12 protein-coding genes and 1 pseudogene are annotated in these 15022 nt (G+C 68.1%); 6 read left to right on the top strand and 7 right to left on the bottom strand.

The annotated features are described in order from the left end of the window. Positions 1-525 precede the first annotated feature (525 nt). Together KIV56_RS14005 and KIV56_RS14000 are read left to right on the top strand one after the other, a co-directional pair. Positions 526-1614: an EpsG family protein gene (locus KIV56_RS14005; protein WP_281533921.1), complete on the top strand. Its 1089-nt coding sequence runs from the start codon at positions 526-528 to the stop codon at positions 1612-1614. Between the two features lie 610 nt (positions 1615-2224). Next, positions 2225-2506, top strand: a complete 282-nt coding sequence (locus tag KIV56_RS14000) for a CPBP family intramembrane glutamic endopeptidase (protein WP_281536163.1) — start codon at positions 2225-2227, stop codon at positions 2504-2506. A gap of 14 nt (positions 2507-2520) precedes the next feature. On the opposite strand, the gene KIV56_RS13995 is transcribed toward KIV56_RS14000, so the two are convergent. Next, positions 2521-4680, bottom strand: a complete 2160-nt coding sequence (locus KIV56_RS13995; protein WP_281533920.1) for a hypothetical protein — start codon at positions 4678-4680, stop codon at positions 2521-2523. Positions 4681-4968: 288 nt separating this feature from the next. Between KIV56_RS13995 and KIV56_RS20520 the strand changes: the two are divergent. Next, positions 4969-6219 (top strand): annotated as a pseudogene (locus KIV56_RS20520) (CHAP domain-containing protein); the annotation flags it as partial. Continuing rightward, entirely contained in the window at positions 6176-6943 is a 768-nt protein-coding gene (locus KIV56_RS20515) for a cell wall-binding repeat-containing protein (RefSeq protein WP_432432639.1), read from the top strand. The pseudogene KIV56_RS20520 and the gene KIV56_RS20515, both read left to right, overlap by 44 nt. Before the next feature lie 220 nt (positions 6944-7163). Here the strand turns inward: KIV56_RS20515 and KIV56_RS13985 are convergent, their stop codons facing one another. From KIV56_RS13985 to KIV56_RS13960, 6 genes are all read right to left on the bottom strand, one after another. Continuing rightward, a complete protein-coding gene (locus tag KIV56_RS13985; RefSeq protein WP_281533918.1) occupies positions 7164-8576 on the bottom strand; it encodes a sugar transferase in 1413 nt (470 codons plus the stop codon). Between the two features lie 152 nt (positions 8577-8728). Further along, entirely contained in the window at positions 8729-9208 is a 480-nt protein-coding gene (locus KIV56_RS13980) for a 2Fe-2S iron-sulfur cluster-binding protein (protein ID WP_281533917.1), read from the bottom strand. After that, complete coding sequence (locus KIV56_RS13975) at positions 9181-10413, bottom strand: hypothetical protein (protein WP_281533916.1); 1233 nt, start codon at positions 10411-10413, stop codon at positions 9181-9183. The genes KIV56_RS13980 and KIV56_RS13975 overlap by 28 nt, the downstream gene beginning before the upstream one ends. Then, positions 10410-11465, bottom strand: coding sequence for an FAD:protein FMN transferase (locus KIV56_RS13970; RefSeq protein WP_281533915.1), 1056 nt, complete (start codon positions 11463-11465; stop codon positions 10410-10412). Before KIV56_RS13970 ends, KIV56_RS13975 begins: the two co-directional genes overlap by 4 nt. A gap of 3 nt (positions 11466-11468) precedes the next feature. After that, positions 11469-11990 carry a hypothetical protein gene (locus KIV56_RS13965; protein WP_281533914.1) on the bottom strand — a complete coding sequence of 174 codons (522 nt, stop codon included), beginning with the start codon at positions 11988-11990 and terminating at the stop codon, positions 11469-11471. Continuing rightward, positions 11974-12501: a hypothetical protein gene (locus KIV56_RS13960; RefSeq protein ID WP_281533913.1), complete on the bottom strand. Its 528-nt coding sequence runs from the start codon at positions 12499-12501 to the stop codon at positions 11974-11976. Before KIV56_RS13960 ends, KIV56_RS13965 begins: the two co-directional genes overlap by 17 nt. A 124-nt stretch (positions 12502-12625) precedes the next feature. On the opposite strand from KIV56_RS13960, the gene KIV56_RS13955 reads away from it, so the two are divergent. Together KIV56_RS13955 and KIV56_RS13950 are read left to right on the top strand one after the other, a co-directional pair. Continuing rightward, positions 12626-13345 (top strand): response regulator transcription factor, encoded by a 720-nt coding sequence (locus tag KIV56_RS13955; RefSeq protein ID WP_281533912.1) that lies wholly within the window; start codon positions 12626-12628, stop codon positions 13343-13345. A gap of 11 nt (positions 13346-13356) precedes the next feature. After that, on the top strand, positions 13357-14808 hold the full coding sequence (locus KIV56_RS13950) for a sensor histidine kinase (protein ID WP_281533911.1): 1452 nt from the start codon (positions 13357-13359) through the stop codon (positions 14806-14808). Positions 14809-15022: the final 214 nt, after the last annotated feature.

The raw sequence follows: 15022 nt of genomic DNA, 5'->3' as shown, positions 1-15022 counted from the left end.
CGTTCCCGGTGTGCTCCGGGCCCGCATCACAGACCTCGCCACGACAAGCGGGAATAGTGCGGTGACCAGCGCCACGGCCGCAGTCACAACGAACGCCTTGGGTTCCCTCTCCGCACAATTTGGCAAAACTTCGTACGGATCGGAACCTACATTCAGGCGGCCACCAAGGCCACGACCCTCACGCTGTCAGTGCCTGCGATGACGAGCCGCGGCGATGAGGACGCTCACATCTTGGGCTAGGAAGTCGGGACAGCAGTGTTCTACGTTGCGATAGATCCTGTTGCTGGCATCTACTACTTTGGGCAATCAATGGGGCGATGCGCGGAAACACGGGCGGCCTCCTCGCCGTTACCAGGCTGGCGCTCTGAACTGCTCGACCTGCTTCCCGCACAGCCCCTCGGTCAGGTATCCATCGCCATCGGAAGTGTGAATGGGAAGAGGCTCCCACGGCCTCCGCTGGCAATTCTCTAGGCGATATGACCGCTAGGCTGGGGTCTTCTAGCATTCAGCCTGGGGGCGGCGCTCGTGGTCATCTATTTTTTTGTCGCGGGCATATCCACGGCACTTGCGGGCATATCTCAAGGTATCGACCGGTACTACCGGCAGGTGCAGAGAAAGACCCTGCCTTCGAAGCTGTCGTTTCTGGCTCGGGGAACATGGACACCGATCGACTTCATGCTGCTAGCCGGGCTAGTAGTCTTCTCCGGGCTCCGCTACTACGTCGGAACCGACTATGGCATTTATACGACGATCTACGCCCAGCTCAACCCCCAGGACTGGGTGGGTTCGCTCACTGCCTCACCTGTAGAGTTCGGCTTCACGATCCTGTCGCTCATGATCCGGTCGTTCACCAATCAGGCATCCGTACTCTTCTGGGTGACTTCCACAATCACGATCGTTCCTGTCTTTGTCGCCATGAAGAGACAGAGCACCAACTTCGCGCTCACAGTATTGTTTTTCATCTTGCTCGCGTCGTATGTCACACCATTCAACATCGTTCGCCAGGGTATGGCGATCGCGCTGCTCTTCTGGGCAAGCTCGTTTATGGTGAAAAGGAAGGTGCTCTGGGTCCTAGTCGTCCTTGTCGCTACGTCCTTCCACAGCACAGCCATATTCGCCGCCGCATTGCAGCTGATCCTCTACAGATGGAAGCCGACCCTGCGGACCTTCATCGCCGCGCTCGTTGTCACGTACGTGGTAGGCGCTGTCTTCATAAAGCAGCCTGCAGTCGTCAACTTCCTCTCCAGCATCAACGGCCGCTACGCAACTTATCTAGATGGCGCTGGGAGCGGACTCGGCACCTACCTGATCGCGGCAATCTTCGTCATCTTGGTCCTAATCGCATTCGCCCTGCCCAGAGATCCTGGCACGGAGCGGTGGCTTGGGTACGCGGCGCTCGCGCCAATCTTTCTGATCCTCGGGACAAGCTTCGCCGTATTGGGCCGGATGGAAGGGTATTTCAGCATCTTCTTCATCCTCCTGCTCGCCAATCGAATACGAGTGAGTAAGCATCGACTTGGTTTTACTATCGTCGTTGTCGTCATCTCGGCTATATTCTTTGCGTTCTATGTGTCCAGCTTCGCGAGCTTGGTGCCATACAGGATGCTTCCGTAACCCCTCAATTTGACCCAAATTGCCGGGCAAGGTCGAAGACTCGGAATGGGACTGGGACTGGGACTGAGCATGGGCAGTTCGTCATAGCCTCTGGGTCGGGAGCTACTAGATTCCGAGGGGCGCAGGGCGTAGCCCACACGATAGTTTGAGTGCATGACCCTCGCCACACCCGCTGCCTCCGCCTCTCCCCCGGCCCGGCGCGTGCGCTGGGGCCTCGACGACGCGGCCGTCGGCGCGGTCGGGGCGATCCTGCTCGTGCTCGCGGCCGACTGGGCGCTCAGCCACGGCTACCTCACCGACCCGCGACTCGTCGAGGTGCTCAGCTACCTCGTGGTGTGGGTGCCGCTGCTCGGCAGCGTGCTCGTGGCCTGCTACCTGCGCGGCTCCCGCTCGCCCGCCCGCGACTTCGGGCTGCGCTTCCACCCACTCGACCTGCTCTGGGGGCTCACGATCGGGCTGCTGACCCGGGTGGTGGCGAGCCTGTTCGAGATCGCCGGCTACGGGCAGATGGGCACCACGGGCGCCACGCTCGACGCACCCGCGCACGACGCCTGGTGGATCGTGCTGGCGCTCCTCGCACCGGTCCTGATCGCGCCCCTGATCGAGGAGCCTGTTCTTCCGCGGCCTGCTGCTGCGCGCGGTCACCGCGGCAACGGATGCCCGCCGCCCGGTGGCCCTGGCTCTCGCGTGCGCGGTGAGTGCGCTGGTGTTCGCGCTGGTGCACGTGGTCGACGCCGGTTCCCCGACCGCCCTGTGGGTGGTCGGGGCCGGGACGTTCGTGTTCGGGCTCGCCGCGGCATCCGTCACCGCGGTCACCGGCCGGCTCGGCGGGGCGATGGTCGCGCACATCGTATTCAACGGCCTCGTGGTGGTGCCGGCGCTGCTCAGGTAACTGGTGTGGGCCCGCTACCGTGGCCTTCCTCCGACGGGCTGCTGCGGCGAGTACGGCGTTGCAAACAGGGCGTAGATCGGTCGCGATGCGTTCACGTTGTGCCCGACGTCAATGTGGACCCCCGCGTCGGACAGGTCGAATCTGATTGTGACCTCATCGTTGTTGGGCGAGTTGGGGTCATAGACCCAGATCGTGGCGATTCCCCCTTCCAGGAGATAGGCGTAGGCGAGAACCTGGTGGTTCTCGCCCAGGTCGGTCGGAAGGAGCGACTTCACCATCACAAGGCCCAGAGGGCACGGGCGCCCCGAATCGACGGCAGCCATGATGGCGGGAAAGGCCTCGTGCGCCATCACCCACGATCGTCCGTCCGCATCGACCCGAGGCGTATCGGGGTAGGCGGGTTCCATATAGTGCCAGTAGACGACCGGCCCGTCGGGGAGGTCAAAGGAATCGAAGAGTCGCGATACCAGGTAGTCGAAGAGAGGATCTCCGATTCCCGCGGGATTTGTCGTCTGGGCGGGCGGAAGCTGTCCGGCGTTGTAGTAGTCGGCGACGGCATAGGCCATTCCGCCGCAGATGCCATTGGATGCGTTTCCGATCGTGATGTCGCCGAAGGGATCCGGCATCTTGATCAGTCGCGCGAGCGACTCGTCCGGCCAACGGTTGTCGAAGTGAAATGCGTTGACGGACGGCTCAAAATTGGGAACGCTGACCCTCCTCGCAGGGACGATCTGCACGTCCAATTCAGAGTTGTTGCCGAATCCCCCCGAGAACGACACCCCGGTACCGAGCGGCGCACCCTGGTGATAGCTGTTCCTCCCGACGAAGGGGTTGTACCAGTAGAAGTAGAACTGGCCGCCCGAATAGGTCGTGTAGACCGCCTCGTCCTTCCCCACCGCGAACAAGTCGATGTGGTCGTCCGTGCGGGAAACAATGGAGATCGGCGTCAAAGGGCTCAGTGTAAAGCCGTCCCCGAAGTTGGTGTCTCCGTTGCGGACCCACCGGTTGGACCACCCGCCATTCGTGTCGTAGAAGGTGGTGTACACCGCGTCGTCCTTGCCCACCGCGACGAGGTCCAGGTGGTTCTGGTCGCGCGCGACGAGGGCGACCGGCGTGCGTTGGTTCAGGGTGAAGCCGTCGCCGAAATTCGAGTCGCCGATGCGGAACCACCGATTGAACCACCCGCCATTCGTGTCGTAATAGGTCGTGTACACCGCGTCATCCTTGCCCACCGCAAACAGGTCGACATGATCCGGGTTGCGTGAAACCACCGAAATGGGCGTCAGCCCGGGCAGGGTGAAGCCGTCGCCGAAATTCGGGTCGCCGATGCGGAACCACCGATTGAACCACCCGCCATTCGTGTCGTAATAGGTGGTGTACACCGCGTCATCCTTGCCCACCGCAAACAGGTCGACATGATCCGGGTTGCGTGAAACCACCGAAATCGGCGTCAGCCCGGGCAACGTGAAGCCGTCGCCGAAATTCGGGTCGCCGATCCGGAACCACCGATTGAACCACCCGCCATTCGTGTCGTAATAGGTGGTGTACACCGCATCGTCCTTACCCACCGCAAACAGGTCGACATGATCCGGCGTACGGGAAACCACCGAAATCGGCGTGCGTTGGTTCAGGGTGAAGCCGTCGCCGAAATTCGGGTCGCCAATCCGGAACCACCGATTGAACCACCCGCCATTCGTGTCGTAATAGGTGGTGTACACCGCATCGTCCTTACCCACCGCAAACAGGTCGACATGATCCGGCGTACGGGAAACCACCGAAATCGGCGTGCGTTGGTTCAGGGTGAAGCCGTCGCCGAAATTCGGGTCGCCAATCCGGAACCACCGATTGAACCACCCGCCATTCGTGTCGTAATAGGTCGTGTACACCGCATCGTCCTTGCCCACCGCGAACAGGTCGACATGATCCGGGTTGCGTGAAACCACCGAAATCGGAGTCAGCCCGGGCAGGGTGAAGCCGTCGCCGAAATTCGGGTCGCCGATGCGGAACCACCGCTCCGACCAGGCGCCGTCGGCGGAGTATCGGATGTGCCCTTCCGTTCCCGTTGCAAAGCCGTCGCTTTCCGACTCCACGAACACCGTGGCGAAGGGCGCAATGGTACTCGGCGGGCTGTTGGGATCGGTCCATTCCCCGTGATCGAGACCCGAATCTGTCAAGGTGAGGAGCTTGTCGGTTCGATTGTGGATTCGCATAAACGTCGACCGTGCTGGCATCACTGCCTCCCAAAGAAATCTCACATACTTCTCAAAGATGGAGCACCGATGTCGCGAGACTAGACCCGGTGCGTGGCCAGAGGCAAGGTTCGCTGAGTGAATATTTCGATGGACCACTCATTGTCTGGAAAAAAGGCGCATCTCGGCGAGCAGCACCTAAAATGGGGGGACGGCTCCGGTTCACGGATCTGTTAGACAGGTCGGGACGCGACAGCGATCCGACGGGAGCCCATGATCCAGGACACGCGCACGCGCACGCGCAGAGCAATTCGGCGTCGTGAGCGCCTCGTCCATCGGCTGAGTCTCGGGCTGACCCGTGGACTGGCGGGATTCGTCACGGTTGTCGTGCTGGCGGCATCCGCCCTCGTGTTCGCCCCCGCGGCGAGCGCCGGCACCGACGACTACCCGGACCAGTGGAAAAACGTGCCGATCGACTCGATGTTCGACACCTGGCTCGAGTACAACCGCGAGTGCACGTCGTTCGTCGCCTGGCGGCTGCACTCCAAGAACGGGTTCGAGATGCCGTTCCACAACGACGCGACCGGCTGGGCCGATGACGCCCGCGCCCGCGGCTACACCGTGGACATGAACCCGACCGTCGGCTCGGTCGCCTGGTGGGCCTACGGGCACCTCGCCTGGGTCGAGTCGGTCAACCCCGGCGGCACGGTGACGGTCGAGGCGTACAACTGGCGCACCGTCACCGGCGCCCACGACGGCGCCTATCACGAGAACACGTATTCGGTGAGTGCGCCGTCGGGGTACATCCACTTCAAGGACTCGGGCTCGGGCGTGCACTCGGGCGACTTCGTGAGCTACCGGGGCGACGTGTATCGCATCGCCGGTGGGGCGCCGATCTACGTCTCCAACTGGGCGACGTTCGGCGGGATCAAACCGACGATCGCGCTCTCCGACTCGCAGTGGGCGGGCCTGCGCACCTACCCGGCCGACGGCACGCTCGTCTCGGCGCAACCGAGCCAGCAGGTGTTCACCATCGTCGGCGGCGCTCCCCTCTATATCTCCGACTGGGCGACGGTCGGCGGCGCGAAGCCGACGGTGTCGATCGGCGACGACGATATCCGGAACGCCGACCAAGCGGATGCCGCGAGCCCCTGGAACCACCTCCGCTTCCACCCGTCTGACGGCACGTTCGTGTCCGCGCAACCGAGCCAGCGGGTCTACCAGGTCACGGGCGGTGCACCGAGCTACATCTCGGACTGGGCCTCGGTGGGCGGCGTTCAGCCGGTGACCAATGTCGGTGACGACGTGATCCGGAACGCCGGGACTCCGGACCACGCCAGCCAATGGAGCCACCTGCGGCAACGGCTGTTCGGCACGGATCGATTTGAGACGTCTGCGGCCATCTCGGCCTGGCGCTTTTCCTCGGGAGTCGGCACGGTCTATATCGCGAACGGATTCAACTTTCCGGACGCCCTCTCCGGTGCAGCGCTCGCCGGCAGTCAGGGCACGTCGGTGCTCCTCGTCACGGCCGACGCGATCCCGGCGGCGATCGGGTCGGAGCCTGACGCGGCTGAAGCCGAGACGGATCGTGGTGCTTGGCGGAGAGGACGCGGTCTCGGCATCCGTGTACCAACAGCTCGCGGCATTCACAACCGGAGGCGTTGTGCGGATCGCAGGGCTGGACCGGTACGAAACGTCTGCGGCGATCTCGAAGAGCGGCTTCGCGCCGGCACGCCCGGTCGTCTATGTGGCGAACGGGTCGAACTTCCCGGATGCGCTTTCGGGAGCCGCGGTCGCGGGCAGCCAGGGCGCACCGGTTCTGCTGGTGCGGGACGACGTGATCCCTGCCGCGATCGCGACCGAGCTGGCGCGCCTGAAGCCGGGGCGGATCGTGGTGCTCGGCGGGGAGAGCTCGGTCGGGGCGGCCGTGTTCGAACAGCTCAAGGCGCTCACGACGGGCGCCGGAGCCGTGACCCGGATCGCCGGAGACGACCGTTTCGCGACATCGGCGGCGATCTCCGCGGCGACGTTCGCTCCCGGTTTGCCGGTCGTGTATCTGGCCAGCGGAAGCAACTTCCCGGACGCGCTTTCGGGAGCGGCGGTCGCGGGCGACGCGGATGCTCCGATCCTGCTCACGCGTGCCGACAACATCCCGGCGGTGGTCCAGGCCGAGTTGGACCGGCTCCGCCCGGGGAAGATCGTGGTGCTCGGCGGCGAAGACTCGGTGAACGGCTCGATCCTGCCGTAACGGCGCCGAGCACCTGCCGTAACGGCGCCGAGCACCTGCCGTAACGGCGACGAGAGCGGGAGTTCCGCCCCATTTGCGCAGCTACGCGCCCACTGCGACTGCTGAGTTCGCGTCGCGCGCCTATTGCGCCGCTTCGCGCCAAGCGTGCCTGGCGCGAAGCGGCGCAATTGGCGCGCGAGCCGAGGGGGCCCGTGAGGCAACACGCGAGCGCGGCGAAGGGTTAGCGGCGGGTGCTGCGGGTACCGGTGCGGCGGCGGGCGGCTCGGGCGGTGCGCCAGAGGATGATCACGTCGCCCATGATCGACCAGTTCTCGATGTAGTACATGTCGAGGCGGAGCCGCTCCTCCCAGGGCAGTGTCGAATGCTCGTAGAGCTCGCCGAGGCCGGTCATGCCCGGCTTCATCAGGAACCGGCGGTGTCCGAGGCTGTCGAAACCGGTGACCTCGTCCTCGAGCGGCGCGCGCGGTCCGACGAGCGACATCGTTCCGGCGAGCACGCTGAACAGTTGCGGGAATTCGTTGAGGCCGAAGCGACGCCGGCGCCCACCCGGGCGCCGGGCATCCACCGACCGGAAGCCGAGCAGGGTCAACGGGCGGCCGCCGCTTCCGATGCGCTGCTCGCGGGTGAGCACCGGACCGGCCGTGACCAGGCGGATCGACAGCGCGGTGACCGCCATCACCGGCGACAGCACGAGCAGCAGCATCCCGCCGACGATCAGGTCGAAGGCACGCTTCGCGAATCGCTTGCCGCCCTCGAACCGGGGCGTCTCCACGTGGATGAGCGGCAGGCCCGCAACGGGCCGGGTGTTGATGCGGGGGCCGCCGAGGTCGGTCAGGCCGGGGGCGACGACGAGGTGGTGCCGGCCGGGCTCGAGGCCCCAGCTCAGCTCGCGGATCTGCAGCGGCGTCAGGCCGCTCGAGCCGGTGAGCACCACGGTGTCCGCGCCGGTTGCGGCGAGCGCCGCCATGACCGTGTCGAGGGGGCCGTGCACACGGATGCCCGTGCCCGGCAGGATCGCGCCCGCTCGCCCGGCGGGCACGCACGCCGCGACAACGCGGTAGCCGGCGGAGGGAACCCGGGCGAGTTCGAGGCCGATCTGGGTGACGGACGTGGCCGTGCCGACCAGGAGTACGGTCGCCGAGTGGTGACCGCCGCGTCGGTTGGCGCCGAGCCACTGGCGCCACATCCAGCGGGAGAGGAACAGCACGAGGATGCCGGCCGGAAGGGCGATCAGGAAGTAGCCACGGGCGAACCGGATCTGGAAGAGGTAGGACACGATCGCGAGCGACCCGAAGAGTCGCAGCGAGGCGCGGGCGACCATCTTGTACTCCTCGGCCCCCGAGCCGAGCAGCCGGGGACCGCGGGTGCCGTAGACGGCGAGGAGCAGCATCCACGCGGCGATGATGATGAGCGAGATGAGCGTGTAGCTCACGGCGAGGTCGGAGCGGCTCGCGCGCACGGTCGCGTCGGCGCTGTCGAGGCCGAACCAGGCGATCTGCACGCCGAACACGACCCAGATCAGCACGAGCAGGTCGGTGAGGGCGAGACGGCCGGCGTAGAGGCGGCGCCAGTCGGGAGGGGTTGTTGTTGTGATGGGGGCCTCCAGACGGTATCGCACGGTCTCGATGGCCACGGCGCACCTTTACGTTACCCCTTTAATGACACCCGTTCAGGGGTCGACCATGTCTGTGAGGTGTCGCATATCGACGTTCCCACGGCCCACGAAGGTCGATTTGCGACACCTCACGGAACCGCACACGAGGGTGGGCGGTACGGAGGGGGAAACTAGATGTCGAGGACCAGCTCGGCGGAGGTCGCCCGGGACACACAGGGGTACATCACCCGCAGCGAGTCCTTCTCGTCGTCGGCCATCACCGAATCGAGGTGATCGGGCGTTCCGGTGACGACACGCACCTCGCAGGTGCCGCAGACACCCGTGCGGCACGAGCCTTGAACGGGCATCCCGTTGTTCTCCAGGACATCGAGGATGCTTTCGCCGGCTGCCACAGCGAAGGTGACGTCGCTGCGGGCGCAGGTCACGGTCACGGCCTGGGGTTCCTGGGCGGACTCGCGGTCGACGGCGACGAAGCGCTCGAAGTGCATCCGCTCCCGGGGCACGAGCGCGGCCACGGCCTGCATGAGGGATTCCGGGCCGCAGCAGTACACGTCGGCGCGGCTCGCGAAGGAGTCCGGTGCAGTGGCGGCGTCGAGGCCGCCGAGGCCCCCGAAGGCGGCGATCAGCAGTTCGCTCGCCTCGGGTTGCACGAGCCTGCTCGTCGCGGGCGAGGACCTCGACCCGGTCGGGGTAGCGCTCGAGCAGGCTCGTCGAGGAAGGCCATCGTGCTGCGGCTCCTGCCGAGGTAGACGAGCTTCCAGTCGCGGCGAGCGGGCAGGGACTCGATCATCCCCATGATCGGCGTGATTCCGATGCCGCCCGCGATGAAGAGGTACGCGGCGGCGGGCTCGAGTTCGAAGTGGTTGAGCGGGCCGGACACCTCGAGCACGAGACCCGGCGCGAGGTTCGCGTGGATCCAGGCGCTGCCACCCCGCGACGCTTCGGTCTGCAGGACGGCGATGTCGAGGTGCGACCGCTCTGCGGGGTCGCCGCAGAGCGAGTACTGCCGCTCGAGGCCGTTCGGCAGGTGCAGGGTGATGTGCGCGCCCGGGTGCCAGGCCGGCAGCAGTGCGGTCGCGGTCCCGGCGGCGCGCACGGCGACGGAGCCCGTCGTGGCGAGGGCATCCGTGCGCGTGTCGGCCGGCGACCCAGCGGGCACAGCGGGCGCGGTTTCGGCGGGGGCCGCAGGCACCAGGCGGATGCCGAGGACGCCTTCGGCGACGCGGGTCACGGCCGCGACACGCATGGTGCGTGTCTCAAGAAGCGCCGGGGCGGGGCGGATGCCGCGGGCGGCATCCGCTGCACGACCGGCGGCCGCACCCGACCCGCGCTTGGCCGCGACGAGGCGCAGCACGACGGCGAGCATCGCCATGAGGATCAGCCCGATCGAGACGACGCGGTACCAGCTTGTGCCGACGTCGGTTCCGGTGAAGGCGGCGTGGAAGGAGACGAGGATGAGGGTCGCGTAGCTCGAGTAGTGCACGACCTTCCAGAACCGTCGCGGCAGGTACCGCATCAGCAGCGAGGTGCCCTGCACGGCGACGAGCAGGTAGAACGCGGTGACGCCGAGGGCCACCGGGAGCGCTTTGAAGTGGCTCGTGAACGGCACGAGAACCTCGGCGATGCTGAGGTGCAGCCAGCCGTCGAGCATCAGGGTGAGCATGTGCACGGCGACCATCACGATCGCGGCGCCGCCGAAGTAGCGGTGCAGGTCCTGGAGCCAGGCGGGGTTGTCGATCTGGCGCATCACGCGGGTGGAGAGCAGGATGCCCCAGACCACCGACAGCGTCATGAGCGCCCAGCCGATGACGGCGCTCGCCCTCGAGATGTACCACCAGAGGTGCGGATCGTTCATGCGTAGTGCTCCCAGTTCGTGGAGGTCGTGACGAGTCCGGTGTCGTCGATGATGAGGCCCGCGGCGCCGACGGTGGGCAGCCAGGCGAGGAAGTCGGCGGTGGGGCGGAGGAAGCCCGGCTTGGTGAGCACCTCGGCGCGGGCGCCGGTGGAGGCGATGACGGAGACGGTCTGCACCCGGGTGGCCGCACTCTCGTGGGTGCGCGGGTCGACGAGGTGGTGACGGCTGGCCGGGGCGGACGCGGCCTTCGGGACGGACGCGGCAGCCGGGACGGACGCCGCGGTCGGGGTCACCGGGTCGGAGCCGGCGGCCGGGAAGCGCCGCTTCCGCTGGCTCGAGGTGACGAGCGCACCCGCGGCGAGCCGCACGACGGCGGAATGCTGGCCGGGGTCGAAGGGGTTCTCGACGCCGAGCCGCCAGGCGACGGCGTCGGGAGCCTGGCCGGCGACGACGATGTCCCCGCCGAGTTCCGCGAGGGCGCCCCAGGCGCCGGCGTCGAGAGCGAACGCGCAGAGGAGGTCGGCGGCGAGGCCCTTGCCGACGCCGCCGGGATCGATCGTGGTGCCGAGCGGCAGCGTCACGATCCGGTCCAGGTGCGGGGCTCCGTCCTCGATGGTCAGCCCGGAGAGGTTGCCGGGCGAGACCGCCGACGCCGGCAATACGGTGACCCGGCCGGGGTCGAGGGCGGATGCCCGGTACCCGGCCGCGAGCACGTCCGGCAACAGGGTCGCGTCGTAGTCGCCCCTGGTCAGCCGGGCGCCGTCGAGCATGGCCGCGATCAGGCGCACGGTGCAGGGGTCGACGGCGACGGGTTCGCCCTCTGCGGCGTTGAGCCGGGAGACGTCGCTGTCGGGGAGGAACCGGCTCCAGAGTCGTTCGAGGCGGTTCGCCAGGTCGACGACGTCGTCCATCAGGCCGGCGGATGCGCCGACGAGCGCGAACGAGGCCCGCCCGCCCATGAGCGTCACGGCACGCGTGATGACCTCGGGCTGCGTTCCGGTCTCGGTGAACACGGCCCGGATGGCGGTGCGGGCGATGGAGTCGACCGCCAACTCTCAGCCTCCGGATCCGGCGGAGGTCGCGGCCACCGGGGCCGGTGCGGGCGCGGGAGCGGGTGCCGGAGCGGGCGCGGGGGCGGGGGCTGGGGCTGGTGCCGGTGCGGCGACGGGAGCCGGCGCTGGCGCGGGAGCAGGGGCCGGAGCCGCCGCGGGCGCCGGGGCAGGGGCGACCGGAGCCGGAGCGGCTTTCTTGGCCGGTGCCGGGGCCGGTGCCGGAGCTCCGGCGGGCGCCGCAGCGACCGGAGCCGGGGCGGGGACCGTGCCGGCGGCATCCGCTGCACCCGGTGCCGCCGTTGCCGTCGGCGGGTTCGCCGACGGCTCGGGGGCCGCCGTGGGGTCGGTCGCTCCGGCCGTGCTCGTGGGGGCCGGCGCGGGCGCCGCCTTGCGTGCGGCGGCCTCGTCGGCGTGGGCGGAGATCTGGAAGCCGGTCACCATGCCGACGAGGGCGAGGGCGGAGACGGCGCCGGTGACGGCCTTCGCGCCGCGGGCGGGCTGGCGGCGCTTAGTCGTCCTTTTCAATTTTCTCTCCGGTGCTGGGGGTCTTCGAGTCGTCGGAGCCGCTGTCCTCGACGTGCGGGGCTTTCGTCGGGGCGGGCGTCACAACGGGTGCGGCCGGCGCGGGGGCGGGAGCCGGTGCGGGAGCGACCGGGACGGGGACCGGGCGCGGTGCGTCGTCGCCGCCGGTTGATTTCCCGGCACCGGAGGCGGCGCCCGGCTCGGAACGGGTTCCCGCACCGGTCGACCCGGGAGACGGCTGGGTGCTGCCGTCGTCGGAGCCGGACACGGCGCCGGTGTCATCGGAGCCACCGGCGGCGGGGAGGTCGGTCGGAACGGCGATCCCGGTCGCGGCGGGGTCTGGCTGCAAGGGAGTGGCCGGGTCGGCCGACGGCGTGACGAGCAGGGCCTCGGAGGACTGCCCGATCGGGGCCTGGACGGACGAGGACAGGACATCGGAGTTGACGGCCATCGCCGCAACGCCCGTACCGAGCACCCCGACGATGGACAGGATCGTGATTGCCTGTGATTTCATGTCTCCCACGCTAGGGAGGCGCGAGAAAAGATGGGGCCCCCGAACGTCCAAGACTTGTCAAAGATTGCGCGGTGTCGCCCGGGATGAGGGGGCGGCCGCGCACTCGCACCGGCACAATGGTGTCATGCGAGTTCTGGTGGTCGAAGACGACGGTCCTGTGGCGTCGGGGATCATCGACGGCCTGGCGATGGCGGCGTTCGAGTCCCTCCACGTCGAGACCGGCCAGGCGGCGCTCTCGGCGATGACGAGCTTCGCGCCCGACCTCGTGCTCCTCGACCTCGGCCTGCCGGACATGGACGGCAGCGAGGTGTGCCGCAGCATCCGCTCGTCGTCGCAGATCGCGATCATCGTGGTGAGCGCGCGCGACGATGAGATCGACCGCGTGGTCGCTCTCGAGATGGGCGCGGACGACTACGTGGTGAAGCCGTTCGGGATGCGCGAACTGATCGCGCGCATCCGTGCGGTGTCGCGGCGCACGGCCGCGAGCGCTGCTGCGGGTGCGGGCACGGATGCCGGCCCGGCGACCGGCGCGGACGGGTCGGGCGGCCGCACCGAGCGGGTGCTCGGGTCCCTGGTCATCGACACCCGCACCCAGCGGGTGTCGCTCGCCGGCACCGAGGTCTACTTCACCCCCACCGAATTCGACCTGCTCGTCTACCTGTCGCGCGACGCGGGCGCGGTGCACCGGCGCGCGGATATCCTGCACGACGTGTGGGAGACGACCTGGCACGGCACCACGAAGACGCTGGACGCCCACGTGGCGGCCATCCGCAAGAAGCTCGGCAATCCCGGTTGGATCGAATCGGTGCGGGGGGTGGGCTTCCGGTTCGGCGTTCCGGAATGAGGTGGCAGTTCATGGCCGCGCTGATGGGGATCGCCCTGCTCGTGCTGCTCGTGCAGGACATTCCGCTCAGCGGCTACCTGCGACAGGTCGAGACGGACCGGCTCGTGACCTCGCTCGAACGGGATGCCTTCGTGCTCGCGGGACGCAGCGAGGAGACCCTCGAGACACCCCCGGCGAGCGCGGATGCGGCCAGCTCGGCCGCGGCCCTCACCGCGGCGGCGCGCGGGTACCGGGATTCCGGCGGGGCGCGCGTCGTGATCGTGAACGCGGACGGGGTCGCCGTCGTCACGAGCGACGATGACCAGTCGGCCGTCGGCGACTCGTACGCGTCCCGGCCCGAGATCATGGGCGCCCTCGGCGGACAGATCACCTCGGGCCATCGGTACTCCGACACCCTGCAGATCGACCTGCTCTACGTCACGGTGCCGATCGTCAACGGTCAGGACGTCGTCGGCGCCGTGCGCCTGACCTTTCCCGAGCAGGTCGTCACGGATGCCGTCACCCGCCAGATCAGCGTGCTCGGCCTCGTCGCACTCACCACGGTGGTGCTGGCCGGCATCGTCGGGTTCATCTTCTCGGCGACGGTCACCCGCCGGTTGAAACTCCTGCAGCACACGACCGAACGTCTCGCGGACGGGGACCTCGACGCCCGCGCCGACGAGCGGGCCGGGGCGCCGGAGATCCGGTCGCTGTCGGTCTCGTTCAACCGGATGGCGACGCGCCTGGAAACCCTGATCGGCCAGCAGCGCACCTTCGCGGCGGATGCCTCGCACCAGTTGCGCACGCCCCTCACCGCGCTGCGCCTGCGGCTCGAGCGTGCCCGGGAGCTGCTCGAGGACGGGACGGACGGGTCCGGCGTTGCCGCCGTCGAACGCCTCGCCGCCGCCGAGGCGGAGGCGGACCGGCTCGGCTCCATCATCGACGGACTGCTCGTGCTCAGTCGCACGGAGTCCTCCACCGCGCCCGTCGTCGAGTGCGATGTCGCTCGCGTGGCCCGTGAACGCGTGGAGCACTGGCAGCCACTCGCCCAGGAACTGGGCGTCGGCATCCGCTACGAGGGACCGGATCACGCGAGCGCGAGCGCCATCGTGACCGCCCCCGAGCAGATCATCGACAATTTCGTGGACAATGCGCTCTCGGCGAGCACGAGCACTGGCACCGGCACTGGCGTGAACTCGAGCACGAGCAGTGCTGCGGGGCTCCCCCACGAGATCGTCGTGCGGGTCGCGGCGGGATCCCCTGGCTGGCGGGTCTCGGTGCTCGATGACGGGCCGGGCCTCTCGGACGAGGACTGCGCCCGGGCGTTCGACCGGTTCTGGCGGGCGGACTCCGACGCTCTCGGCAACGGGCTCGGCCTCGCGATCGTCGCCCAGCTGGCGCGGGCGAGCCGGGCGACCGTGCTGCTCGAGCGGCGTCCGGAGGGCGGGCTCGAGGCATCCGTCACCTTCGAGGCCAGGGGCTAGCTGCCCCCGGCGCCGCCAGGTGCACAGTGCGGGGCCGTGAGGTGTCGCATATCGACGTTCCTTCGGCCAACGAAGGTCGATATGCGACACCTCACAAGGCCGCTACCTTTTCCGCTGGCCGCTCCCGAAACGGCGGGCGCGGCCCGCGCAAACCGGCGCGGGCGCGGACACGGGCGCGACGGATGCCGCCGGCCCGGTCGGGCCGACGGCATCC

Source organism: Cryobacterium breve (assembly GCF_027594785.1).
Taxonomy (GTDB): Bacteria; Actinomycetota; Actinomycetes; order Actinomycetales; family Microbacteriaceae; genus Cryobacterium; species Cryobacterium breve_A.
Note: the sequence above shows the minus strand (reverse complement) of the source record. Positions and strands in the feature narration are given on the sequence as shown.